Genomic DNA, 26467 nt, shown 5'->3' with positions numbered 1-26467 from the left:
ACAATATTTTGTACAGGCCTATTTAAGAGGTATAACTATGCCAATCAAATTCACTAATTAGATGGCAAAGTATAGGGTCTACACCTTTTGAGTCACAGTATGCGCGTAACTGCATGGGGGAGTGTTTATCAAAAAGAATTTGCCTAACAATAAATAACGTATGATTAAGCGGAATTAACTCATTATCATCAGTGGCGGCTAAATCATGGCAACTCATTAATAAGCTACACATTTTCGTGTCGTATCCCCATAACTTTAAAACATAGGCCGAAATAAAGTTAGAACTAGCATATTCTTCACTCACGGCTTTTTCATGCTCAAAAGACGCTTCACTTTCCCCTTGAGACAGCAAAATAATTTTGCCAACAAAACTCAATAATGCCACTGAAAATAATAGTTCTTGATCATGTAAGTTAAAACCTGCCTGCTTAGCAAAACGCTTAACACAACTAGCGTAATTCGCTGCTATATTCAATTGTTTCTCATGGATAGCCGAAGGAATGGATGATTCAAAATTTTTGGCAACTAATAAAGAAGTGGTGATAGCCATTAATATCGTTGTTCCGAGCCTCGACACAGCTTCATCAATTGACGATGTTGGCCTTACAAACCCAAGATAAGATGAGTTTGCAAGTTGCAACAATTTAGCAGTTATTATTGGCTCTTGAGAAACAACATGGGCAATGTCGTGTAAATCAAATTCATCGCTTTGTACTAACTCCCTGAGTTCTTTCAAAATAAGAGGATAAACAGGAAAGCTGATCATAGCCCCTAACTGCCTGCGCACATTAAAAGCAAAGGGTAACGACTTTAACGCCGCAACATTGTTAAAAAGTGTGGTTATGTCTGCCTCATTAAACGGTTTAGCAAGGTAAGCATGCACAACATTAGGCTGTCGCATCATGGTACTCAGTGTCATATCGCCAGTAAGTAATGCCCTCACTGGGTAAGGGTTTTGCGACGAGCATTGCTCTAAAACATCCAAACCATTCATTTGCGGCATTAAATAATCACTTAATACTAAATCTAGGTCTTGCTTAGTGTTTAGTAGTTGCCAAAATTCATCAATATCAGAGGTTGTCATTATATCAACCTCTGGAAAGGCTCGATGAATAGTTCTTTGTAATACTTTTAATAAAAAAGCATCGTCATCTAGTATGACTACCGCTATTGAACTCATTGCGCACCTTGAGAATTGAAATGGCTTAAGTAATTACAAAAATCATCCTGCTCTAAAGGCTCACTATAGTAATAGCCTTGTATGTAGTCACACCCTAACTTTTTAATTAATTCACATTGATAGGCTGTTTCTACTCCCTCAGCAACAACTTTAAGATTTAGATCATGTGACATACGCGTAATATTACGAATCATACTTTGCATCGCTAAAGACGACTCTATATCAGCAATAAGGGCTCTATCTAGTTTAACACCATCTACTGGCAGCTTAGAAAGATAGCCTAGTGATGAGTAACCTACACCAAAGTCATCAATCAATAGCTTAAACCCCAACGTTCTTAATCTTATTAACTGTTGTTCGCAAATAGCAAAATCTTCTATTAAATAGGTTTCTGTTAGCTCAAAAACCAACTGTGATGACTCTAAATTATTGCGACTTAAACACTCGAGCATAAAGTCAATCCAATCGGGATCATCTTTTAATTGTCTAGCAGATAAGTTAATTGCCAATACACGCACGCCTGTATTGTTCTCTGCCCAATATTTTAGCGTTTTACAACTTTGAGAGATAACCCAGCGCCCTATTGATATAATTTGGCCATCACATTCAGCAATCGGGATAAAATGAGCTGGCGGTACCCAGCCATGTTTACTCGGCTCATACCAGCGAATAAGCACCTCAGCACTAAGTACTAGCCCTGTTTTAGTATCAACTTTTGGTTGAAAACGTAATGACAGTTCATCTTTATTTACCGCTGTTAATAATAAACGGCTTAACTCAAAGTTCTTTTTATAATCTGCGACCAGCTGAGGGTCAAAGCGAGAACAAATACGCTGCTGATCACCTACTTGGTAATTCATCGTCAACTGCATTTGATTAACGAGCTCTTTTCCCTCTAAACTATCCTCAGGAAACAAACCATACACACCATAAAGCTGCACGTGGGCATCGGTATATTTACTAGGAAGTGCTTTTTTCAGATCATTCATCGCCTTATTTAGAACGGTTAAAATTTCACTATCAGATTTAATTTCAGGAACAAATAATACAAACCTATCGGCGCTCTTATGAAGAACTTTGATCGCTCTTTCTGATACGCCTTTTAGCACCTCCAGAACCAATTTTATAAGGTGGCTGCCATCTTCGCCCCCTAGCAAATCATTAATTAATTGAAATTGCGAAATACCTATATAAACGAGGGCATAACATTCTTTATTCGCTTCACACAGGGCTAAATGATGATAAAAATCAGACTCGTTAGTCACCACTGATGGTGTTCTGGTAAGTTGAAAAATATTACTCATACTATTTGAGTTAATTGATAGCTTCAAAAGTTGGAAAGCATCATCATTTAAACAACGCTCTATCATAACTTCTTCGCTTTTCGCTAGATCAGAGGCGCGTGCATAATTAATAAAAAGTGTACTGCTTTGCTTGTCAATAAAAGACTGGCTTACCGCTTTATTTTGAGCTGTATCTAAATAGGCGAGATGTTTGTTTTCATATAGATGAATATCAGGAATGATTTCAGCAGCAGGCGCATTAAAACGATTAATAATTCCGTTATTGTCTATCTCTATTAGGCCAGACATACTGCCCATTAATAACTGATCTCTTACTCTTTTAGCTCGGCGCTGTTCATATTTAACTTTTGCTTCGCTAATGTTCTCAAGTAACTCACTATCGACCCATGGCTTTTCTAAAAAACGAAATACCAATCCCTGATTTAATAACTCAACCACAGACTTAAAATCAGCATACCCGCTGAGCACTAAATTTACGCAATCGGGCCAATTAATTTTAACTTGGCGTAATAAATCAGCGCCGTTCATTTCTGGCATTCTAAAGTCAGTAATAATTATCTCAACTTGATTAGCCGCTAATATTTCAAGTGCCTCAAAACCACTGGATGCTGTTATTACATCATAACCAGAACGAACAAGTACTCGCTTTAAAGATTTCAATACATTAAGTTCATCGTCTACCAATAAAATTCGCAAAGCCACTATTTATACCTCAAATGAGTTTTACTTGTGCCTAGTAAATTGTTCACACAGCTCATCCATGTATCGTTACTTAATGATTTAAATAAATTCACATCAGCATGTTGTGCCTAAACACATAAGCAATAAAGTTATTTACTCGTAGCTATAATTACCTCGCTCAGCTAATGAGTGCCCTTTTAGGCCTCCTACATTAATCCAGTGTTTCTATACACTGATGAGGATATAAGTAATTAGCAACCTTATTCAGCTTTACCGGGGCTGAAAATGTCAATATCATTAGCTTGATTTTAACGCAACGCTAACATAAATTTAAACGCAGCACGACAAATAAAACTCGTGGGCAAAGGTGATATCGACTAATAATTAGCAGCTAAATTCATTCTATTTAATATATAGTCTAGAATAAATTCTAAGCGATTATTAATAATTAAAACATCCACGGTTGTGGCTATTGTTATTACCAAGGGGCATCTATGTTCGCCATTGATACTTTTCATACTCACGGCAGCGATATAGATAAATTTATCCAACCTGTTAGTCAGTTTACGAACAACAGCCCAGATTTACTGCTTGGGTTTGCTACAACCGATACCATTAAATACCTTTTTAATAACCAGCCAGGCTTTTTAAAAAACACTCACAATTGTTTAATCATCTCTTCGTGTCTTGGGTCATCAACCGACCAAACCCTATCATTAAATGAGCAAAGTATTAGTTTATTTTCGATTATAGACTCAAATGGGCATTATGGTGTTGCTAGTTGTAATGCAACCGATAACCTAAGAGAAAATGCCGCTCAAACTGTACTTAAAGCCATTGCTAATGCAGGCCAAGCAGGCCTCGCCCCAAAAATGGTCTGGTGCTTTCAAGTCCCAGGTAATGAGGAGCTGGTTTTGCAGGGAATTCAAGATGCTATCGGGCAGCGTATACCTGTTTTTGGAGGAAGTTGCGCCGACAACGATATTTCTGCCAAGTGGTGTTTTAGCGATACTGAAAATGTATACCAACAAGGCTTTATTATTGCGGTGTTATACCCCAGTGTAGAAACATTCGGCTTTTATAGTTCAGGCTACGATAAAACTGACCAGCAAGGTACAGTGACAGACGTGGATGGTCGTTTATTAAAAACAATTGATAACCAGCCCGCGTTTGATGTTTATAATCAGTGGCGAAAAAACATAGGTTTAAACGCCTTAACTTCAGGAAATATCCTTGCTCAATCAACAATGACCCCATTGGCAAGCGCCCTTTCTTTAAATGATGAAATCCCTCGATTACTGTTAAGTCATCCAGCGGTAGCTGAAAATGGCACGCTAGAATTATTTTCAAATTTAAGCGTTGGCGATACTATTTATTTAGCTTCGGGAAGCCCAGAGCAACTAATTAAACGAGGTGATATGGTTGTCACCTCATTAACTAAATTGGCAGAACTCCATGCCATAAAAAATATTACCGGCGCTATTATTATTTTTTGCGGAGGCTGTATGCTGTCAATTAAAGACGCCATGCAAGAAGTAAAAGAGTCTATTGCAGCACAACTACCCAACACCCCATTTATTATGGGCTTTACTTTTGGGGAGCTCGGCACATTCAGCGATTCAACAAGTAAACATGGTAATTTAATGATTTCATGCGAAATCTTTGGTGGCCCTGAATGAGTAGCAATGAAATACTGTTAGAAAAGCTACACTTATTACAAGTTCATAATTTAGCACTTGAAGAAAACCGTGCCTTTAATAGCCTGATCTTAAATGGCTTAGATGCCATTTTAAAGAACGACAAAACTGAAACCTTACTCACTGAGTTTTTTGATATTTTGCAGCAAGCCATTGCTTTTTCTGCGGCTATTTTAATTAAAATAAACCCCAGCAATGAAACCACGACGTTAATTACAGCATCGCACCCACAAAGTGATGAAATAATTACCCAACTCAAAGCACTAAATAAACCCAATAGAGACATTAAAAATGTATTTAACTTACACCAACTTCCTGATTGGCAAGTAACTGATCCTTTTTGGCATTCGCAGCATGCAATGCTCACCACTCCAGTAAGTACCAGTACAGAAAGCTACCAGCTCTATATTTTTTCAGAAACAATTGGCGCATTTAATCAGCACGATATTACTTTAATGCAACGCTTTGTCAGCTTTGCAGGGAATACAATTTCACAATTTGAAAAACGAAATTTACTTGTTAAACAAAAAGAAATGGAAGAAAAACAAAGTAACATTGAACAAGTGTTAATCAACTCTGAAAAAATGGCTTCGTTAGGGCAAATGGCGGCAGGCGTTGCACACGAAATAAACAACCCTTTAAGCTACATTGTCAGTAATATCCAAAATTTGGCTTACAACCTTGAGCAATTTAGTCATTTAATTAACGCACTCAAAGCAGAAAAAGCCATAGCGCAGCAACCATTAGCAGATACGCTACAACATTATCAATTTGATGAATTACAAACAGACTCAAACGATATCATTGCTGAAATGACTGAAGGGGCTGATCGTGTTAAGGAGATTGTTCAAGGATTAAGGCAATTTGCTCATCCGGATCAAACCCAAATTGGCGATATTGATATAACAGAGCTCATTGATAACACATTACGTGTTGCCTGGAACGAAATTAAATACAACGCCAACGTTGAAAAACACTACGACACAGAACCCGTTATCATCACAGGACGTTCGACCCAGCTCTCTCAGGTATTTTTAAATTTATTTTTTAACGCCGCTCAAGCCATTTGCGACAAAGTCGGTGTCATCAGTATTACCACTAAAGCCGATAAAAAAAATGCCTATATAACCATTGCCGATAATGGCAGTGGAATTGATGAGGACAAATTAAATAAAATTTTTGACCCTTTCTATACTACAAAACCAATAGGCCAAGGCACAGGGTTAGGGCTAGCTATAAGTAAAGCAATTATAGAGCAACATAGTGGCCAAATTCGAGTTGAAAGCCAGTTAAACCAAGGCACTGCTTTTTATATTACGTTACCTAAAAAGCCCACATTAACTGACGACGTACTGACCATATTACATGCCAACAAACAAATTGAGTAAGCTATGTCACACTCTCGATTTTGCTTAGATTCGATTTTATTTAAATAAGTACTCATCTAAATTACAGAGAATTACAGTAAAAATAGATGCAAACTACAACACAGCGTTACCTTATTTAATCCTAACAACAATGATTTGCGTATTGTTCAAATACTATACTTGGAACGGCTTAAATAAATCAGTTGTTTACAACCAAAGCTTAGACTAAATTTAGCCATACAACTCACTATCTTATTGGTAAAAAAATGACGGACATTGATGTATTAGAGCAATTAAATGAACAGCCGCCGAGCATTTTATGCCTAGATGATGAGGCTAATGTACTCAAATCTTTAGTACGACTTTTACGCCAATATAAATTTGATGTGAGTGTTTCAACCAGTGGCCATGATGCACTTGAAAAAATGCAAAAAAAACAGTTTGATGTCGTCATCAGTGACATGCGTATGCCACTAATGAGCGGTGCTGAGTTTTTAGCTAAAGCAAGAAAAGTTGCCCCCGATAGCCAGCGTATTTTGTTAACTGGTTTTTCTGATTTAGAGTCAACAATTAGTGCTGTTAATGAAGGAGGCATTCACGCCTACGTGCAAAAGCCTTGGCAAAACGATCACTTAATTAGCGTTATCCAATCAGGCGTCGAAAAGTTTAGACTCAAAAAGCAAAATGAGATTTTACAGCGCCATGTAAATCAGCAAAATGAACAATTAAAAGAGCTGAATACTAACCTAGAGCAACTCGTCGACAAGCGGACAAAACAAATTAGAAGCGTATTAAAAAAACTTGAAGTCGCTAATGAAAGTGAAAAACGAGAGCACCAATCTACTGTTGAACTGCTTTATAATTTTATCAATGCGAATCCTTATCTCGATGGTAAAAGAGCAGAAAATATAGCCGGTACATGTACTCAAATAGCGCGTTACCTTAACGTATCGCAAAAAAGCATTGAACTTGCGCCTATTGCGGGGTATTTGGCTCAAATTGGTTTACTTGCTATGGACCCTGAGCTTTACAACAAACCCATTAACGAGCTTAATGAAGTTCAAAGAAAAACGTTTTACACCCACCCAAGTATTTCACAATTAATGCTCATGCCTGCGACTCATTTAAGCGATGTGTCTGATGCAATTTACCACCAATTCGAACGCTACAATGGCCAAGGTATTCCCAAAGGACTTGCTAAAAACGATATTCCCATTGGTGCTATGGTGCTCAGTGTTGCTCGTGACTATTGGGAGGGTTACGAGCAAAGTGAGCCGCTACTGACAACAAAACAACGCCATCAATTTGCGCTCAATAGTATTAAATCAAACAGTGGCAGCTTATATCATCCGCGTATTGTCGATGCACTTGAAGCCAGCCACGCTAAACTCATTACCTCTGACAGCTCTATTGGTTCAATAAAGGTGATGAGCGCACAAGAACTCGAAGAAAATATGATATTGGCAAACTCACTGCACAGCCATACAGGTATTATGCTTTTGCCTAAAGGACATATTTTCAATACGAAATCGATTGTTAAGCTACAACAACTCGAAGCTAAAAAGCCGACCCCATTTAGAATTATGGTTAAAATGGCTAAATGATTGATCTAAAATACTCTTTTATTCGTTATACTAAGCCTAAATAGATACCTCTAAATCCATTGCTTGAAGGAGCACAACGTGTCGCGATTTTCTGCCGTTACCGACAATCCCCACGACGGGCGTTTTAACCAAAAAACGGGAATACTTCTGACCAACTTAGGTAGCCCCGATGCCCCAACAGCAAGTGCATTGCGTATTTACTTACGTGAGTTTTTGTCAGACCCTCGTATCGTAGAAATACCGCGTATTGTGTGGATGCTTATTCTGCATGGCATCATTTTGCGTATACGCCCAAAGCGCTCAGCTAAATTGTATAAAAGCATATGGACTGAAAATGGCTCGCCACTGACCCACATTACACGCCAACAAAGCATTAAATTAAATGCCTTATTAAAACAGCACGGCTATAACAACACCGAAGTGGTTATGGCGATGCGCTATGGTAATCCATCAATCGAAGCGGGCCTTGAAGAGCTCAGAGATAAAGGTTTAACCCGCATTATTGTGTTACCACTTTACCCACAATATTCAAGTCCAACCACAGGCTCAACATTTGATGCCGTGGCAAATGTATTAAAAAAATGGCGCTGGGTGCCAGAGCTACACTTTGTAAATGGGTATCACAAAAACCCAACCTACCTAGAGTCGCTTGCTAACAGCATTAGCGAAGATTTAGAAAAACACGGCATGCCACAAAAAATGGTGTTTTCGTATCACGGCATGCCTAAACAGTTTTTAGATAATGGCGACCCCTATCACTGCCTATGCCAACAAACCACCCGTTTAGTGGTAGAAAAGCTAGGCCTAGATAAAGACAAAGTGATCACCACTTTCCAAAGCCGTTTTGGTAAAGCTGAATGGTTAAAACCTTACACAGATGCAACTCTTGAGAGCTTACCTGGCGAAGGAATTAAAGATGTGGCTATTATCAGCCCTGCCTTTAGCGCCGACTGCCTAGAAACACTTGAAGAATTAGAAGGTGAAAACCGAGAGATTTTTGAAGAAGCCGGCGGCGAAAAATACCGTTATATAGCAGCGCTTAACGACCGTGACGATCACATAGACGCCATGTTTGATGTGTTAAAGCCAATGCTATAAAAGCGGGAAGAGCAGCGGTTAGGTTTTAGCTGTCAGCGATCAGCAAGAGATTAGCCAAGTGCGGTGATCGACTGTAGGCGTGAGTTTACCTCGCGCGCACAGTACCAAACCCGTTGCTCGACACCCGATCCCCGCACCTAACACCTAAAAGCTGCTCTTAGCTCTTACGTGTCACCATTAACGTGAGTGCTCCTGCTATTATCCCCCAGCATGCGGAGCCGACTGACCATAATGTTAAATCAGAAGCCGTAACTAAAAAGGTAATAATGGCCGCCTCAGTATATTCGGGGCTGTGCAAAGACTGCTGCAAACTATTAGCGATGGTGCCAAACAGTGCAATACCCGCTAACGCCAATACCAGTGCTTGCGGCAGGCTTGCTACAATCGCCACCAGCATTGCAGCACACAGCGCCATAATAATGTAAAACACCCCACCAGCAATACTCGCCCAATAGCGCTTATCGGGGTTTTTATCGGCCTCTTCGCTCATACAAATAGCAGCCGTAATGGCCGCTAAATTAATTGAATAAGTGCCAAATGGCGCGGTTACTAAATTTATTAACCCGGTCACAGTTAATGACGATGATATTGGCGCTTTATAGTTATGCGCTTTTAAAATTGCAAACCCAGGTAAGTTTTGTGAAGTCATAGTTACTATATACAAAGGAATACTAATACTTATAAATGCCTGCAAGCTAAAGCTTGGCGCAATATAAGCAAAGCTGCTTGCCTGCCACTGCACGGTGCTGGTATCGATATTTCCCATATACCAGGCTAAAAATATACCCGCTAACAATACACTTAGCATTGCAAACCGAGCAAAAAAGCGCTTGCCAATAAAGTACACCACCACCATTAAACCAATCACCAATGGCAAGTCGTTCATAAAGTTAAACACATCAATACCAAATGTGACTAATACCCCCGCTAACATAGCACAGGCCAGTTCACTGGGAATACGGTTCATGATTTTTTCAAACCAACCGGTAATGCCAGACACCAATACCAATAAGGCTGATAGCATAAATGCACCTATCGCTTCATGTAAGCTGTAGCCCTGGGCACTTGAGATCAGTAATGCTGCACCGGTAGTCGACCATGCAATTAAAATGGGCACCTTATAATAAAACGACAGCACAATAGACGTACCGCCCATTACTAGCCCCAGCATTAATATCCAGCTTGCCACAAGTTCAGGTGTACCACCTAAGGTGATCACCACTTGATAAATCAATGCAATAGAACTTGAAAAACCAATAATGACCGCAACAAGTCCTGCCATAATTCGACTAAGTAACTGATCAGTCCCTGCCATAATTCCCTCTTTTAATAGGTGTTTAACGATACAACATACTTTGCCTATTTATACTTTGCAATTAGCCCTTTGAATAATGAAAAATGATCACGTTACTAAAAAATTTTATTGGTCAGTTTTACTTGTCAAAATCGGTGTGATTTAAAAAACACACACGTACCCAAAAACATGCCACAGGGTGCGCCATTACTACAAAAAAGCCATCCTATTAAACCAAAAAAAATATACCTAAAAAAGGTAAAGCAAATACTTACAATAAGTTATAAAAAAAGCAATTACCACTTTATGATTACAATTTAAATTTGATCTAATTCTTTTTTTAAGATAAAACTTAACAATTAGTTCACCATTTAACCTAAAAGAGAAACAGATGAAACGTTACATTGTTTTAACTATCGCTATTCCTTTGTCTGTATTTGCCTTGTATACGCTGCTTAATGATCAGAAAAAAATCGATGAGGTAGAAGCGCCCATTGCTATTGATATCGTTCCTGTTGATTCTGAGTTTGCAAAAAAAACACATAACCCATCGCCCATTGATATGAGTAAAGACCCTATTGCAGCAAAACCCGCTAACATTGAATCAAACGTACCTTCAAACTCATTTGACGCAATTAATAAACCTTCAGCAAAGGCTAAAGAAATACTTAAAGCGGCAAAAGTACTGCCAACCGATTTACAAAATGAAGCCTACATAGAATTTGATCTAGCGGCGCTAAAAACCCTCAAAACGGGTGATAATTTTGACCTTGCAATACCGCAAACCGCAGAAACCTACAGCGCTGAAATAACCAATGTTACCCATGCCAGTAACGGCGATAAAAGCATTGTTGGTCAGGTTATTGGGGCCAATGGCGCAATGCACACCACCATATTAACCGTTGGCAATGATGCGGTTTACGGTCAATTTACAGCCCCAAGTGGTAATTATGTTTTTGAAAGTAAAGGTCAATATGGCTGGATTGCAGCTAAGCGTGACCTATATAAAACACATATAGAGCATCAGGTTGGTGAACCTGCACCAAAAAATGCGGATGACACAGACCCATTTGCACCTCGTGCTGAAAACACGCCCTCTTTTTAAACAAACCTGTCAACGCAGGCAACAAGACCTAGCAGTAAACACTGCAATCGTAAAAAGTAAGGAAATACAACAATGAAAAAAGTAATTTCAACAGCCGCTATTGCAACGGCGCTATGTGCGGCCAGCACAGTGTCAGCAGAAACCATTGATATCGGTATTTTATATACCGATCAATCTGCAGCAGCTACCAGTAATATCAATACCAAAATTAATCAGCTTATTGCTTTTAGTAACCAGGTATACAGCCAAAATGGCGTTGACATTACGCTACGTTTAGTTGGGACTCAAAATTTAGGTGACTATGCAGTAACCCCTTCTGAAGATTGGTTAAATGCAGTCACAAATAGTAGTTACGTAGATGGTTTACGCAATGATTGGAAAGCCGACATGGTTGCGGTACTGGGTACAGGCCAAAGTGCAGGTAACGGTTTAATTTCATGTGGCTTAGCATGGGTTGGCCAAGGCACAAATGGTAATTTATACAGCTCAATGAGCAGCCGCATGTACTCAATCACCGCAATCGATTGTGGAGCCACAACCTTTGTTCATGAGCTTGGTCATAACCAAGGTTTAGCGCATTCACGTAAGCAAGGCGATACAGCCGGTGGTGTATACGTTGATGGTATGGGGCACGGTGTACAAAATGAATTTGCCAGTATTATGGCCTACCCATTTGTATTTGGCAGTGCAACGCAGTACGACTATTTCTCAAACCCTAACTGGAGCGTAAACGGTATTCCATTTGGGGTGACCAATCAGTCGTACGCCATTCGTACCGTTACCGACACAAAAACCAGTATCGCTAACTTTAAATAAGCTCAATGCTGAATAATAAATTTATTCTCAAAATTCAGCTTAAATAACAATGTAAACATGGGTTAATAACCCATGCTGACCAATTAAGTTTCCCTTGCGGAGCGCCTCGGCGCTCTTTTTTTAATGATTAATCATTTTCTGTTTTATGGCAGGGAGTAAGGTTTCACCATCGCTATCCACTTTACTCATTAGCTTTAAACCCATCACCTTAGCAAGCACAGGGTAAATATCTAAATTATTCACTCGCTCAATGCTCACCCCTTTTTTAAACGCCGGCCCGGTAGCAATAAATGTCGCTGCCATATCATCGGTATAGGCATAGCCATGCGTCCCTAAGTACGGCACTTTAGCACTATTGCTAAATACCGCAGGCGCTGTCGTTTGTACAACAATATCGCCCACACGAGTGCCTTTATTATAGTGATATCCTGCAAGCTGCTCCTCTGTTAGTACCGTGTAGCGTCCATTTGCTGCATGTTGTAAACGAGCTTTATAAGCCTCAACATCTGCATTTTTAGCATCGCTTTTAGTATAAATGAGTAATCGAGGACCGGTATTAACAACCATAAAGTTATCATCTTTAGGTAAGCTGCTCACAACAATGCTCTGCTCAGGCTCAACTTGTGCCATACCATGATCAGACACAATCACCAGATTTACCTCTTGCTCTAACTTACTCAAGCGGGTTTTTAATTGCCCCATCAGCGCATCTAGCTGTTTAACGGCATCACGCGTTTGCACCGCATCAGGGCCATATTCATGCCCCATGCTATCCACTAACGAAAAATAACTCGCCACAAAACGTGGGCGCTGTGCTTTAGGTAAGCTTAACCATTGAATGATTTGATCAATTCGGTCTTGGTAGTCACCTTGTTTAGAGTAGTGAAAGTAATAGTCAGGCGTCATACCATTAAAGCGCGCATCCGACTCAGGCCAAAAGTATACCGCCGATTTAAGCCCATGCATTTTAACTAAATTCCACAGTGGTGTGCCGCGTACCCAGGTACTGTCTTTTTGTCCTTTCCCCATGCTGTAGCATTCATTATTGCGCGCTTTGTCACAAAACTTATTATCTACAATGCCATGGTTAACTGGCAGTAAACCGGTGATCACCGAAATATGATTTGGAAACGTTTTAGTAGGATAAACAGGCTGCATTTTTTGCGCTCTTACGCCTTGCTCACCCATTGCTTTTAAATTAGGCGCACCGTGCTTTTCAATGTAATCCCAACGCAAGCCATCAATAGAGATCATAACAACCGTTTGCTCTTTAGCGGCAAACGCACTATTCACACCCAATAAAAGGCAAAAACACATTACCTTAGTGATCCACAACTTCATTTTAAATACCTAGATGTATGTTAATTTTATAAAAAATAATACTAAAGCAAGTTGTTACTTTATGATACATGCTGATAAATTAAAGCAAACTATTAAAAATAAATAATCGTGCGTTTAATAAGTGCTTAATTCACATAAAAAAGGATCACCATGATCAACTTCAGTAGCAAAGTAACCCCTGCACGTATGCAGCGCACCACTGCCAATTTACAAATGGCGCTTGAGAGCGATCGTGGCCGAATTATTAATAGTGCAGCCATTCGTCGGCTGCAACAAAAAACCCAAGTATTTCCGCTGGAGCGCAACGCGGCTGTGCGTTCGCGCCTAACTCACTCATTAGAAGTTCAGCAAGTTGGCCGCTTTATTGTGCAGCGCATCTTTGCCAATTTAAATTACCAGCAACAAAAAGAATATGGTTTGTCGGGTTTAGAGCGCCCACTAGAAACCCTAGTAGAAATGGCCTGCCTAATGCACGATATAGGTAACCCGCCGTTTGGTCACTTTGGCGAAGCGGCTATTAATAATTGGTTTAATGCTAATTTAGCCAGCATTACGCCTGAGCGTTGCCAAACAACAAACAGCAGCATTGGCGTTATTTTTAAACATTTAGCCCAAGATATTTGTAGCTTTGAGGGCAACGCTCAAGGAATACGCATTATTCACTCTTTGCTGAGCCTAAATTTAACCTATAGCCAAACTGCCGCTATTTTAAAGTACACCCGTCCAGCTAGTTTAGCGAAGCAAGATATTCCTCAAAATAAAAACTACATTATGAAAAAAGTGGGGTATTACTACAGTGAAAAAAGCTTTGTTGAAGCACTGCAAACTGAGCTGAAAATGGAGCCCTATTGCCGTCACCCTGCCAGTTATATTATGGAAGCCGCTGACGATATTTCTTATTGCCTTGCCGACATAGAAGACGCCGTAGAAAAAGACATTATCACCACACAGTTATTATGCGAGCAACTAAAAAAGCAGTATCAAAAAGCGCTAATTAACTTAGCCCTTAACGACACTCAACACCAAAGCTTTGTGGACGACGCCATAAACTACGCCATAGAACGGGCACAAGCACAGCCCTTTAATTTTAATAGTGAGTTTTTTATTTATTTACGCGTGTCATTACTGCACCCGCTAGTAAACCATGCCGCAAAACGCTTTATTGAAAATATAGAGCCAATTTATCATGGCGACTTTAACCATGCATTATTAGAAGATCGCAGCTACCTGCATGCAGCAACCCAAGCGCTCAAACAAGTCGCGCTTGAGCATGTATTTTCGCACAAAGAAGTCGAAAAGCTCGAACTGCAAGGCTACCGTATTATTAATGGCCTACTCGATTGTTATAAACCTTTGCTGCTTTTGAGTAGCGATGACTTTAAACGTGCATTGCATGGCGACAACCGCTTATTAATAGAATCGAGACTCGTTAAAAAGCTCTCTAAAAAGCATTTAAGTAGCTATCAGCATGCCATAAATGCGATGCAAGAAGAGCCCGATCATTTTGCCGCCTATGAATTTTATTATCGCTGTCGGTTAATTCAAGACTACATTAGCGGTATGACCGATCAATTTGCTTACGACGAGTACCGAAGCTTAATGGTAATTGACTAGGGTCTGTTGACCTTTCAAGGTTAAATTTGCAGCAGTCTGTTTGGTATTTAGGCAAGGCAGAGCCTATGTGGTGTGGTTTTTCCCCATAAATAGGCGATAACGCAGCATCAATGCCAAACAGGCGCTGCCCTTCGGGTTCTGCCTAGGAGCGATTTACTCTTTGTTGCCTACATGGATGTAGGTAAGGGGCGTGAGCAGGACGCGGAAGCTTTGCTCGGTTTTTACTTAGTCCACTAGGTTACAAACCTCGCGCCGCGATTAAACCGCCCCTAGTTTGAACAAATTGTAATCCGCAAAGGTCAACAGACCCTAATTAACGCTAGGCGCTTCTAGATAATTTTTCACTTTACGCTTAAGATTAGGGCATTGATGCTTAACCACTTTTGAGTTTTATGAAACCGTTACTGAGTTGCTTACTTTTTTGTTTTGCTTTGTTTTATAGTGCCAGCAGTGCCGCTTATAACGAAGCTATGTGTATTCTTATAAAACAAGAAATGCAGCAACACAGCAATAATAAAGCCAGCCGTAAATACCGTAATGCTGCGCGAGACTTTGAAAAAAACTGCAGTGATCCGCAAGCGGCACGCACTTTGCCAGTACCAAAGCCTAAACCGCAGCCGGTTATTGAACAATCGACCCCGGAGGTTGTAAAACCACAACAAACAGAACCCACTTTACAGCCAACGTTGCCAGACGCTGCAACTGAGCAAAGTGCAACTGGACCCCAAAATAATGTAATCGAACAAAGCGCCACTCAAACTATAGAGCAAGCTAAAAAAAATGCCCCAGTAGCATCAACCACAACAGCACCTGATGAGTCACAAGTCAATGTAACAGCAACGGCTGAACAAAGCGGCGCTTCTGAAAAAAATGCACAGCCCAGCAAAATACCGGCCAGTGAATTATCAAACACTGAGGAAAATACGCAACCAGAGGTAAAAAAAGCCACCGTTGAGCCTACACAAACCGCCGTACCTATCACTATAAATGCCAGCGAGCAAACAGCCGTTATTGCCTCTTCAATGCCCAAAGGGGCTAATATAATCTCGCTAGTATTACCAAGTGTGGCACTATTGTTAATTGTGGTAATTACGGTTGTGGTATTAATGCGCCTGCGCAATATTAAGCAAAATAAACAAGTGGCTGATACTGGCATACCATTGCAAATGCCCCTAAGTCACGACAATGATCAAACTCACAGTGTTGTTACTGAGCCGATGGTGACTGGCTCTGATCTGCAAAACCCAGCCGTCGAAAGCAAGGGTAAAGAGCCTGATTCTAGTCGAGTTAATACAGTGAAAATAAAGCCGGAGCCTAACACGGCAGAGTTTGAAGCAGCTGCTAAAGCAACCTTAGAGCGGATAAAAAATGCAACAGAGTTTGCCGAGCCACAAGTAAGAGATTTTGACCCCGAAGCCAAACAAACCAAAATTCAGCGTAATCCTATAAATCAGCCAATCAAAAAGGTACAACAAGAAGCGCCTATAAAGCCTTCACACAGCGCACCTGAACCCATTGTACCCCATCAGCCACAAGCTGATTTCCATCCTGCAAAAACGCAGCGTTCATCATTAAGCTCAACCACTGAACACGACTTTAAAGAGCCAGAAGTACGCACTTTCGATCCCGACGCGCCACTACCAACCAAAAAAACACCGGTAACGGCAGGGCAAGTAAAGGTTGCCCCTGAAGAGCCAAGTAAGCCCGATAACTCACCACAAAGCAGCAATCCATTTGCTAATTTATCGCTTGATGAAAGCTGGGATCCAAATTCACCACAAAAACCAAAAATAGAAGAAAAAAAACGCGCGCCTAAATCACAAGCACTCATCGATGCAGAAGAACGCGCAAAAAACATGCAAACAAAAGAATAACGCGGTAACATAAAAATACTTAAAATAAGTCTGTAAAGCGACGGTATAGCCCTTAAGCTTACATTCAGTTAACGCCTTTAAAATAGCCTGTTTTTTAAGCAACGCTCAAAGCCGCTTTATATCCAAAAAGGGTATATTTAATAGAAGGAGAGACTTATACTCATGCATGTTATGTTATCAGCTAAATTAAGATACCGTATTTATATCGCATCTTTTTTGCTGATGGCTTTTACCAGTCATTACACGCACGCAATTGAAGCAATACAACCCTCAAGCAAAGCGCCTAATCACCATGCTACTTTAAATATAAGTACAGGCGAATGGCCACCTTTTTTAAGCGAATCGCTGCCTCACAAAGGCGTGGTTGCGCATTTAATTACCGATATATTTGCACAAGCTAACATTAAAGTTAACTTTACCTTTTTACCGTGGCCGCGTGCTTACCACGACACCATTAATGATAAATACGCAGCCACTGCCGTATGGATGTTTGAACAACAACGTACTGAGGATTATTTTTACAGTGAGCCAGTGCTAAACGAGCGTTTTGTATTTTTTTATCATAAACAACGCCCTTTTGATTGGCAAAATCTAAACGATTTAAAAGGCTTATTACTCGGTGGTGGGCTTGCCTACAGTTACGGCAAAGACTTTGATAAAGCAGCCGATGAAGGCTTATTCGATATGTCGCGAGTAAGTACCACAGAGCAAAACTTTAAACGCTTAGCTATGGGCAGAATCGACGCCTTTGCCGAAGAGCAAAGCGTAGGCTATTTCACATTAGCGAGTAAATTACCTGACCTATTCAGCGCTATTAATCACCACCCCAAAGCATTGTTGGTAAACCAAAGCTTTATGATGTTCCCTAAAAATAACCCACTCAGTGAACAGCGGCTTGAAATATTTAACCAGCAATTACTTAAATTTAAACAAAACGGCCGTTATCAAGCCTACTTTGATGCGTTAGATAATGGCGCTTATCAACCCACAAATAGCGCCCTGGCCGACTAACCTGTAGGCAGGGCTTTATGCAGCGCGTTTTATGTTTGGAACGCGGGTTTCGGGCTACGAGCTAGGTTTTAGGTTTTAGGTTCTAGTGTTTGTACAAGCTCGCTACTCGCCGCTCGAAGCCCGTTGTCTTCTCTGTGTTCAAATAATTTTTAAGTGATTTATGCACCACAGAGATTATGAGACGCTGCGCTTTTAGAGGAAATAAAAAAGCCAAATATTATTCTGTAGCAGCAATTTTATATCGCGTATTTATAGGCTTTTGCATTTTACCCGCGCCTCGTCGCTCGAAGCCCGCTGCCTTCTCATTCCCGCTTTGTGGTTCATAAAAGTGTCAATTAATAAATGACTGCTTAATCAGTCATTAACCCACTAATGACTGCTTTATTAGCCTTTAATTTATAGAAGGTATTACGCTTTCTAAGCGTTTTATGTCAATATCACTGATATTAGAAAAACGTTTAAAGTGCGTTGGCCATTGGCGAGTATAGCTCTCAACCTCGGCAATTATTTTTGTTGCTTGAGCCTTGTTGAGGCCGAAGCGTTTGGCTTGCGACAGTAAATTATCGATACTAGCATATCGGCCATCATCACCAAGCCCTATGCCATGCTGCTTTGAGTTATTAATAGGGGTGATATCATAAGCGGGGCTCATACGCCACGTTTGCCCTGCAAAGTGATACAAAAATGCATGATTTCGGCTGTGATCATCAGTATTACCAATAAATACGTTAAATACCATTCGCTTGTAGAGCTCTGTAGCATCAGCAGCGAACTCACCTGTGTGGTGGCGAATAAATTCAGCCAGTTCACCGTAGCTATAGTATGTTGCTAAGTCGCTTATCGCGACTTTTGGTTTTTGTAATAAGCTATTGGCGCTTAAAAAGTGATGAGTTGGTAAGTCATCGCTTACATCAAAACGTTCAACTAACAGAACATCGCCATTTTCTGTTTCATGAATACGGGTATTTGCAGTGCGAATCCCCAATTCATTAGCCATACACATAGCGCCATGCTCAGCCCTAGCTAAATTAAACAAATCGTCTTGACGATTAAACTTTGCCAAATAAAGTTTTTGGTCAATTTTCACAGAGGTTTTAGGTCTTGCTCCCCCCATGCTTTGACCAAATTCAAAGGCTTTTTTTGCTTCTTGTGAAATCGTTTTATTGGCGAGCAAATCGTCCTTTGCTTGATCCAATAAGGCTAAATCGGCTAAAGTATTTTTATTCGCTTTATGTTTTGATGCGCTGCGCGACAAACTAAATACCAAGGCGCCAACACCATACCCAGACCCTGCGAGTAAAAATTCTAGCTCATTTTTTGGTTTGGTATTATGCAGCGACAGTATAAGCTTACGCCCCCACGAATCAGCTCCCGCATCACTTAACACCCCAAACACACCTTTATTGGCAGAATAACTAACGATGCCAGGCTGTAATGGTAAATGCAGCGGATCGAGCGCAAACGCATCAGAGCGCGCAAGGTAACTTTTACCATAATTAAACTCACCTCGGCCTGTTTGTGTATTTAACTTAAAAAAACCACAAATTACCGGGCTGTCTTCTAAACCGTCAATAAATACATAAGCTTCAGAAGTCATCGTTAATCACCTGAGTTTTATTGCTTTTACGCTGTCTTGCATTATAACCGCCCACATCTGCGGCAAGCTCGTTAATTTCATCCAACAATGAGCCTTGCAATTGAAGTACAACAAGGGCTTCAAACAATATATCGCTTTTTACTACCTCCCCTTGCTCAAGCTTTTGTACCGTGGAGCGAGATACACCAATCATCTTAGCGAACGTGCTCTGGGTATAAAGTAAAGTACGATGCTGGCGAATTAAATCACCCAATCGACGCGCCAGTTTTAATGCTTGTTCAGATCTCATAAATGACTACCTAATCGATCATTAATATACTAATGATTAGTTTAGCGGTATTTAATATGATTGCAATATTATTTAAATAGATACGAAATGAGTTTCGAGCTTCGAGTTTCGAGCTTCGAGTTTCGAGCTTCGAGTTTCGAGCTTCGAACTTAAAGCAGCGAGCTTAAAGCGCCTAGTCCCTTTTGCATTACCTCTTCAGCCCAGCGCCTCATAACCTCTTTGTGAATAAATCACTTAAAACTATATTTGCACAAAGAGAAGACAGCGGGTTTCGAGCAGCGAGCGACGGGCAGCGAACACAGCCTAGCGCCTTGTATTAACGTAGGCGTTAAGCTTGCTGACGCGAAAAGCGCAGCTTTTAAATTGCTTTACTTTCATGCAGTGAACGCTGAACTACTTGATAACAAATAGCACGTTGCTGCTCTTGGTTTAAATTTACTTGTCGCATCGAAAGAATCGTTTTCACTATTTGTTTATGCGAAACAATTGGAAAGAGTGGGCGCTGTTTTAATTCGACAAACCAACCAGGAAAGCACAAAACAGGGAAAACCTGCGTGTTAAACCCCGTTGCCTCTTGTAGCCATTTGTTCACCCAATTAGCCTGCTTTTGGGCTTGTTCTAGCGGCTTACTTTCAAACCAAGAGGGAAATGCTAGATGATTATTCTCAAATTTAACTTTGTAATTTGTATCGTCTTTTATTCGCTTGTGCCTGCCTTTAGTTTCAATAGCAAAAATGCCATTTGCCCCAACAACTAAGTGATCAATGTTAAAACCATCAGCTTGTATATCATGAAATACTTGATATCCATGTGACTGTAATTCTATAAGTTCAGAGGCAACAGCAAGTTCAGCATCACGGCCGAGCTTTAGTTTTATTAAATAATTAGATTTAACCCACAGCTTTCTTGCTACATAAGCTAAACCTAAAATAATCAAAACAATTAGGAAGTAATTAAAATTACCGCTAGCAAAAACTTCAGCAATCCCTTTGATAGCAAAAGGCATTGTAACAATTAAAGCAGACAAGAAAATTAAACCTATAACATCAACAATATTATCATTGACTTGTTCACTTAGAGTTTGAGCTGCGACTCGCTTTAATTTATGGCGTTCGATAGGAAGTTTAGCACTGCGTTGATGTGACCAAATGCGAAAAAATAAAACGCCAAGTAATGAGTAAACACTGCCAACAATAACTAAAAGACTTAAACCTTGGTTTAATAAATCATCCATGACGAGTTCCTATAATAACAACTTGTACTTTATACATTAAAAACAGTTACATGTCTCATTATTCAAACTCACACTACAAAGATCACCGAAACACCTGTAGGCGCCCAGCTTGCTCACGCGAAAAGCGAAGCTTTTAGAGTAATTTATACATGTCGCGTTGGCGACGGCAACCAAGGGGCAGATACCGCCGACCGCCCCTTGGAACCCCACGGCGCCCCGAGGATCACACTATTTCCTCAATTCAATTTAATGATATGAACGTAAACGCGATGAAACACGTCCGTGTGTAAGCATCACTTAACGCGCATCCATGCGCTGCTATTACTCATCATTAATTTAATTTCGGGTGTGATCACGGGGAAATTGTCTTGGCAGCGGTCTTTAATTCAATAATGAGTTAATGCTTGTTTACATTGCATTTTTTAGTAAACTGAATGCTCGCAAACAGGGAGCGATTTAATGCAACAGATTGGTATTTACGAGCAGTTAATTACACAAGTAATTAAGCGAAATTTAAATCGTGACCAATTTTATGTGGGCGAACGCCAGCTAGAATCGGCTGAGGCGGCTACGTGGCTTTCGCGCTTTTTAGGCAAGCTGGTTGAACATGCAATTGATGCAATCCCTAATTCAAGCGAGCGTTTGCACGAGCAAATAAACCTCGCAAACAGCCTTGTTCTGTGGCTTAAAGATCATATTCGCGATGACGAGCTAATCAACGAAAACCTTATCGACAGCCAAGGCCGTATTCTTACTGCACTGTTTAATACTCAAAACCCTATTGCGGCCAATCTTAAAGATTACTCTCACGATATTTTTCCGCTAACAGGGCTTACCCAAAGTGAGTTGTTTAGCGGTGCGAATGCGGGTATATCGCTCGAAACCGAGCTAAAACGCGAGATTAAATCGTCCGACACTATTTATTGGCTTGTCTCATTTATAAAATGGACGGGGCTGCGTATTTTTAAAAATGAGCTTGAAGCCTTTACCAAAAGCGGTAATAAACTCAAAGTCATTACCACCTCGTACATGGGTGCAACGGATGCAAAAGCGGTTGAGTTTTTAGCGAACTTGCCAAACACTGAGGTAAAGCTAAGTTATAACAATCAGCAAGAGCGCTTACACGCAAAGTCATATTTGTTTATGCGTAATACGGGTTTTCATACCGGTTATATTGGTTCGTCTAATTTATCCCATTCAGCGCTTACTAGCGGCCTTGAGTGGAACTTAAAAATTACCGCGCAAGAAATCCCGCACATTATAGCCAAAACTAAAAGCACCTTTGAAACTTACTGGCAATCGCCAGATTTCGAGCTATTTACTGGCAAAGTTGAATGTAAAGAAAAGCTCATAAATTCACTTAACGAGCAACGTGGTGTTGGCCAAGCAAGCAGCCAGTTTTATTTTGATATAACACCAAAAACCCACCAGCTCGCTATTTTAGAAAAACTAAGCGTTGAACGTAGCGTTCATGATCGCTTTAAAAACTTAGTGGTTGCAGCAACGGGAACTGGTAAAACAATCATATCAGCGTTCGACTTTAAAACCGTTTACGATAAAAACCCAAACGCACACTTTTTGTTTGTAGCCCACAGAGAAGAAATACTAAAACAAGCGCAAAGCGCTTACCGTGGCGTGCTTAAAAATAACGACTTTGGTGAGCTGTGGGTGGGTAACTACAAACCACAGCGTTACAACCAATTATTTGCGTCAATCCAAACATTAAACAGCCAAATTGAATCGCTGAATTTAACGCATGATTACTACGATTACATCGCGATAGACGAAGTACATCACGTAAGCGCCGCCAGTTATCGCGCTATTTTAAATCACTTTACACCCACAATATTACTTGGCTTAACTGCAACACCAGAGCGACAAGATGGCGCCAATATACTCGATGATTTTTGCGGCGTAATAGCTGCTGAAATTCGCTTGCCAGAGGCAATAAACCAACGCCACTTATGCCCATTTCAGTACTTTGGCCTTGATGATGACACCGACCTTAGCCAAATAACATGGCGCGGCGGCCGTTACGATATAAGCGAGCTAAGTAACCTTTATACAGGCGAGAACAACCGCGCTAACAAAATTATATCGAGTCTTGCTGATATCGTGACTAATGTTCACAACATTAAAGCGTTGGCATTTTGCGTAAGCCAAAAACACGCAGAGTTTATGGCGTCTAAGTTTAACTTAAAAGGCATAAACGCCGATGTGCTGATCAGCAAAAACACCAATGAACGGGCGCACAAGCAACAAGCACTGCGCCAAGGCGAAATACAAATACTTTGCGTGGTTGATATTTTTAACGAAGGGGTCGATATTCCAGAGGTCGATACTCTGTTATTTTTACGCCCAACGGAAAGCCTAACGCTGTTTTTACAGCAACTCGGGCGTGGCTTACGCTTACCCGACAATAGCCAAAAGCAATGCTGTACGGTACTCGACTTTGTAGGAAATGCCCGTCCAGAATACGACTTTGCCAGTAAATTCCGCGCACTCATTGGTAAAAGTAATCAGCCAATAAAAACTGAGATTGAAAACAACTTCCCGCACTTACCACTGGGTTGTCGTATTGAGCTACAAAAGCGCACGCAACAAACAATTTTAAAAAATATTCAGCAAGCCATAAACACTAAACGCCGTTTACAGCAGCTGATAAATAGCTATTCGCAACATACCAATGACGCCCTTACGCTAAGTAACTTTTTACATATAAACCCACAGGTCACGCTTGAAGATATTTACAAACCAAAAGATAAAAAACTCGGTGGCTGGCACTGGCTAAAAGGCGATGAAATACCCGCAGAGCATGCCGACATTTACGCCGCGTATTACCGCGCTATCAACACCCAATTACTCGGCTGCGACTCGCTCAGCTACTTATGCTTTTTACGTGATTTATGTAACAACGACTTTAGTTTTACGCCAACGTCGCAAAACCAACAGTACGCGCTTATGGCGCATTACAACTTTTGGGATAACACAGGCACAAGTTTAAGTTTTAAAACGCTTGAGCAAAGCTTACAAGCTCTTAAACACAAAGAGCTACAACAAGAGCTTAACCAAGTAATTGCGCTTTTAATAAACCGCATTCACCAGCAGGAAAGCGATTTATCGTGCCTACCTAATCACGCAATAAAATTACACAGCCGCTACACACGCCAACAAATACTCGCAGCATTTGGCGCTCACACGTTTGATAAAAAATCGACCGCTCGCGAAGGTGTTTTAGAATTTAAAAACCAAAACCTAGAGCTGTTATTTGTAACACTTAACAAATGCGAAAAAACCTACTCACCCACCACGCTGTATCACGACTACGCAATCAGCCCTACCCTGTTTCATTGGCAAACGCAAAACAGCGCCCGACCAGAACACGGCCGCGGCCTTAGTTATATTGAACATCAAAAAACAGGCAAAACCATCCTGTTATTTGTGCGCGAACAAGGCAAAGATGAAAACGGCCGAACCATGGGGTTTGTAAACTACGGCGAGGTTAAATACCAAAGCCACAACGGCAGCCAACCAATGAATATAACGTGGAAATTAACCAACCCCATGCCAAGTCAAATGTGGCATGAGGCTGGGAAATTAGCGGTTGGATAATAAATTGTTCTGCACTTTAACCTTCTAAAAAGCTATAAAGTTTAGAGTGAATACACACAAAAATGATTAGTATTTTAAACAATAACTTATCATAATGATATTGTCTGTAATACCTCTCTATCTGCAACACGATCTATCGGCTCTTCAGAGTGCAAAGAGGAAACCCTCCAAATAGGAATTTCTAAATTCATTTCCATACTAATAATAACAGCTATTGCCGAGATAATTTTAGGCCCAAGTGGAACAATAACTACCCTGGAACTTTCTCTTAGAGAGAGAGTTAATGACTTTAAATCAATATAAAGATCTAAAGGGCTATATACATTGTATGTATATACATTTTTACTTGGGAGGCTATTGAGCAAAGACTTATTATTTTCCCTGACATCAAATTCAAACTTAGGGTTTTCGCTTTTAGGAATAAATGCATACGGCAGATCTGAATCGCCCCGTGTTTGCCAGAGACTCAATAACTTGAGAAACTGGAACTATGAAAAAATCAAATCGCTATACATCAGAATTTCGTGAACGTGCAATTAGGCTTGTTACCACACAACAGCATGAATACCCTTCTCTTTGGGCTGCGCTAGTATCGATTTCAGATAAACTGGGATGTACCCCAGAAACACTTAGAGCATGGGTCAAGAAATCTCAAGCTCAACCGTCTAAACCCTCTTCTAATACGCAATCAACTGAAGAACGCCTTGCCGTCTTAGAGCGCGAGAATAAAGAGCTCAAGCGAACGAATGATATCCTGAGGCAAGCTGCCGCTTTTTTCGCCCAAGCGGAGCTCGACCGCAAACAGAAGTAATAGTGGATTTTATTGATGCTTGCAGAGAGCATTACGGTGTCGAGTCAATTTGCAAGGAATTGCCGATTGCACCATCAACGTATTATTCTCATAAACAGATACAAAGAGAGCCTGAGCGACTGTCTAACCGCAAAAAGCGTGATGCTGAGCTGATAATACTCATTCGCGAAGTGTGGGAGGATAATATGTCAGTTTATGGTGCAAGAAAAATATGGAAGCAGCTACAGCTTGACGACCATCAAGTCGCCCGCTGTACAGTCGAACGATTGATGCGAGTTATGGGAATTCAAGGTGTTCGTCGGGGTAAAGCACATAAGACAACGATACCTGACGAGCAACAAGATAAGCCACTTGATTTAGTTAATCGTCAATTTACTGCTGAGCAGCCAAATCAACTTTGGGTAGCTGACATCACCTATGTTGCCACATGGAGTGGGTTTGTTTATGTCGCTTTCGTGATAGATGTTTTTTCACGATACATTGTAGGTTGGCGTGTATCAACGACAATGCACACAGAGCTTATTCTTGATGCGTTAGAGCAAGCTATTTGGCATCGTGGCAACCCCGAAGGGTTAATTCACCACAGCGACAGAGGCAGCCAATATTTGTCTATACGATACACTGAGCGACTTGCTGAAGCTGGAATTCAAGCGTCTGTAGGCAGTGTGGGTGACTCTTATGACAATGCATTGGCTGAAACAATAAATGGATTATTTAAAACAGAGATTATTCGCAGAAATGGCCCGTGGAAGAATGTTGATGCTGTTGAATACGCAACGTTAGAGTGGGTCAATTGGTTTAATAATCAACGCTTATTATCTTCAATTGGGTATATTTCACCAGCTCAATATGAAACAGACTACTATGATAATTTAAACGAGTCAGGTAAAGTGGCCTGACTTAAACAAACTGGTCTCCGATGAACTCGGGGCGATTCA

At 40.6% G+C, this 26467-nt stretch carries 19 protein-coding genes and 1 other annotated feature; of the genes, 11 read left to right on the top strand and 8 right to left on the bottom strand.

From position 1 onward, the window contains the following. Window positions 1–22 precede the first annotated feature (22 nt). Window positions 23–1180, bottom strand: coding sequence for an HDOD domain-containing protein (locus L641_RS0117175; RefSeq protein WP_024602603.1), 1158 nt, complete (start codon window positions 1178–1180; stop codon window positions 23–25). Beyond that, entirely contained in the window at window positions 1177–3186 is a 2010-nt protein-coding gene (locus L641_RS0117170) for an EAL domain-containing protein (protein ID WP_024602602.1), read from the bottom strand. The genes L641_RS0117175 and L641_RS0117170 overlap by 4 nt, the downstream gene beginning before the upstream one ends. Window positions 3187–3659: 473 nt before the next feature. Here L641_RS0117170 and L641_RS0117165 point away from each other — a divergent pair, with 473 nt between their 5' ends. The 4 genes from L641_RS0117165 to hemH all read left to right on the top strand — a co-directional run bounded on the left by L641_RS0117165 (window position 3660) and on the right by hemH (window position 8931). Further along, the gene (locus L641_RS0117165; protein WP_024602601.1) at window positions 3660–4844 is read left to right on the top strand and encodes an FIST N-terminal domain-containing protein; all 1185 of its coding nucleotides are present in this window, start codon (window positions 3660–3662) and stop codon (window positions 4842–4844) included. Continuing rightward, a complete protein-coding gene (locus L641_RS0117160) occupies window positions 4841–6250 on the top strand; it encodes an ATP-binding protein (RefSeq protein WP_024602600.1) in 1410 nt (469 codons plus the stop codon). The genes L641_RS0117165 and L641_RS0117160 overlap by 4 nt, the downstream gene beginning before the upstream one ends. Before the next feature lie 245 nt (window positions 6251–6495). Further along, window positions 6496–7833, top strand: a complete 1338-nt coding sequence (locus L641_RS0117155) for an HD domain-containing phosphohydrolase (RefSeq protein ID WP_024602599.1) — start codon at window positions 6496–6498, stop codon at window positions 7831–7833. A 78-nt stretch (window positions 7834–7911) separates the two neighbouring features. Beyond that, entirely contained in the window at window positions 7912–8931 is a 1020-nt protein-coding gene (gene hemH / locus L641_RS0117150) for a ferrochelatase (protein ID WP_024602598.1), read from the top strand. A gap of 157 nt (window positions 8932–9088) precedes the next feature. On the opposite strand, the gene L641_RS0117145 is transcribed toward hemH, so the two are convergent. Beyond that, window positions 9089–10246, bottom strand: a complete 1158-nt coding sequence (locus L641_RS0117145) for a benzoate/H(+) symporter BenE family transporter (protein WP_024602597.1) — start codon at window positions 10244–10246, stop codon at window positions 9089–9091. 370 nt (window positions 10247–10616) lie between these two features. On the opposite strand from L641_RS0117145, the gene L641_RS0117135 reads away from it, so the two are divergent. Together L641_RS0117135 and L641_RS0117130 are read left to right on the top strand one after the other, a co-directional pair. After that, window positions 10617–11330 (top strand): hypothetical protein, encoded by a 714-nt coding sequence (locus L641_RS0117135; RefSeq protein ID WP_024602596.1) that lies wholly within the window; start codon window positions 10617–10619, stop codon window positions 11328–11330. 72 nt (window positions 11331–11402) lie between these two features. Then, a complete protein-coding gene (locus tag L641_RS0117130; protein ID WP_024602595.1) occupies window positions 11403–12146 on the top strand; it encodes a zinc-dependent metalloprotease family protein in 744 nt (247 codons plus the stop codon). 120 nt (window positions 12147–12266) lie between these two features. On the opposite strand, the gene L641_RS0117125 is transcribed toward L641_RS0117130, so the two are convergent. Further along, entirely contained in the window at window positions 12267–13487 is a 1221-nt protein-coding gene (locus tag L641_RS0117125; RefSeq protein ID WP_024602594.1) for an ectonucleotide pyrophosphatase/phosphodiesterase, read from the bottom strand. Window positions 13488–13637: 150 nt separating this feature from the next. Here L641_RS0117125 and dgt point away from each other — a divergent pair, with 150 nt between their 5' ends. The 3 genes from dgt (at window position 13638) to L641_RS0117110 (ending at window position 17986) form a co-directional block, all read left to right on the top strand. Next, window positions 13638–15101 carry a dGTPase gene (gene dgt / locus L641_RS0117120; protein WP_016899096.1) on the top strand — a complete coding sequence of 488 codons (1464 nt, stop codon included), beginning with the start codon at window positions 13638–13640 and terminating at the stop codon, window positions 15099–15101. A 392-nt stretch (window positions 15102–15493) separates the two neighbouring features. Further along, window positions 15494–16975 carry a hypothetical protein gene (locus L641_RS0117115; RefSeq protein WP_024602593.1) on the top strand — a complete coding sequence of 494 codons (1482 nt, stop codon included), beginning with the start codon at window positions 15494–15496 and terminating at the stop codon, window positions 16973–16975. Between the two features lie 162 nt (window positions 16976–17137). Beyond that, a complete protein-coding gene (locus L641_RS0117110; RefSeq protein ID WP_024602592.1) occupies window positions 17138–17986 on the top strand; it encodes a transporter substrate-binding domain-containing protein in 849 nt (282 codons plus the stop codon). A gap of 391 nt (window positions 17987–18377) precedes the next feature. On the opposite strand, the gene L641_RS0117105 is transcribed toward L641_RS0117110, so the two are convergent. From L641_RS0117105 to L641_RS0117095, 3 genes are all read right to left on the bottom strand, one after another. Further along, window positions 18378–19583, bottom strand: a complete 1206-nt coding sequence (locus tag L641_RS0117105; RefSeq protein WP_024602591.1) for a HipA domain-containing protein — start codon at window positions 19581–19583, stop codon at window positions 18378–18380. Next, complete coding sequence (locus L641_RS0117100) at window positions 19573–19872, bottom strand: helix-turn-helix transcriptional regulator (protein WP_004589614.1); 300 nt, start codon at window positions 19870–19872, stop codon at window positions 19573–19575. The genes L641_RS0117105 and L641_RS0117100 overlap by 11 nt, the downstream gene beginning before the upstream one ends. Before the next feature lie 358 nt (window positions 19873–20230). Beyond that, complete coding sequence (locus tag L641_RS0117095; protein ID WP_024602590.1) at window positions 20231–21106, bottom strand: nuclease-related domain-containing protein; 876 nt, start codon at window positions 21104–21106, stop codon at window positions 20231–20233. 459 nt (window positions 21107–21565) lie between these two features. On the opposite strand from L641_RS0117095, the gene L641_RS0117090 reads away from it, so the two are divergent. Further along, window positions 21566–24718 (top strand): DEAD/DEAH box helicase, encoded by a 3153-nt coding sequence (locus L641_RS0117090; RefSeq protein ID WP_024602589.1) that lies wholly within the window; start codon window positions 21566–21568, stop codon window positions 24716–24718. A gap of 89 nt (window positions 24719–24807) precedes the next feature. On the opposite strand, the gene L641_RS23250 is transcribed toward L641_RS0117090, so the two are convergent. Next, window positions 24808–25188, bottom strand: a complete 381-nt coding sequence (locus L641_RS23250) for a hypothetical protein (RefSeq protein WP_024602588.1) — start codon at window positions 25186–25188, stop codon at window positions 24808–24810. A gap of 20 nt (window positions 25189–25208) precedes the next feature. Here L641_RS23250 and L641_RS0117075 point away from each other — a divergent pair. After that, a protein-coding gene (locus tag L641_RS0117075; RefSeq protein WP_223230517.1) for an IS3 family transposase occupies window positions 25209–26428 on the top strand; the annotation gives its coding sequence in 2 pieces (ribosomal slippage) (window positions 25209–25497 and window positions 25497–26428; 1221 coding nt in all). Beyond that, window positions 25487–25603, top strand: a sequence feature (AL1L pseudoknot). It overlaps the preceding gene by 117 nt. Window positions 26429–26467 lie beyond the last annotated feature (39 nt).

The sequence above is a fragment of the Pseudoalteromonas sp. TB41 genome, from assembly GCF_000497975.1.
GTDB lineage: Bacteria > Pseudomonadota > Gammaproteobacteria > Enterobacterales > Alteromonadaceae > Pseudoalteromonas > Pseudoalteromonas tetraodonis.
The sequence above is the reverse complement of the archived record's forward strand: the minus strand, read 5'-3'. Positions and strand labels throughout refer to the sequence as shown.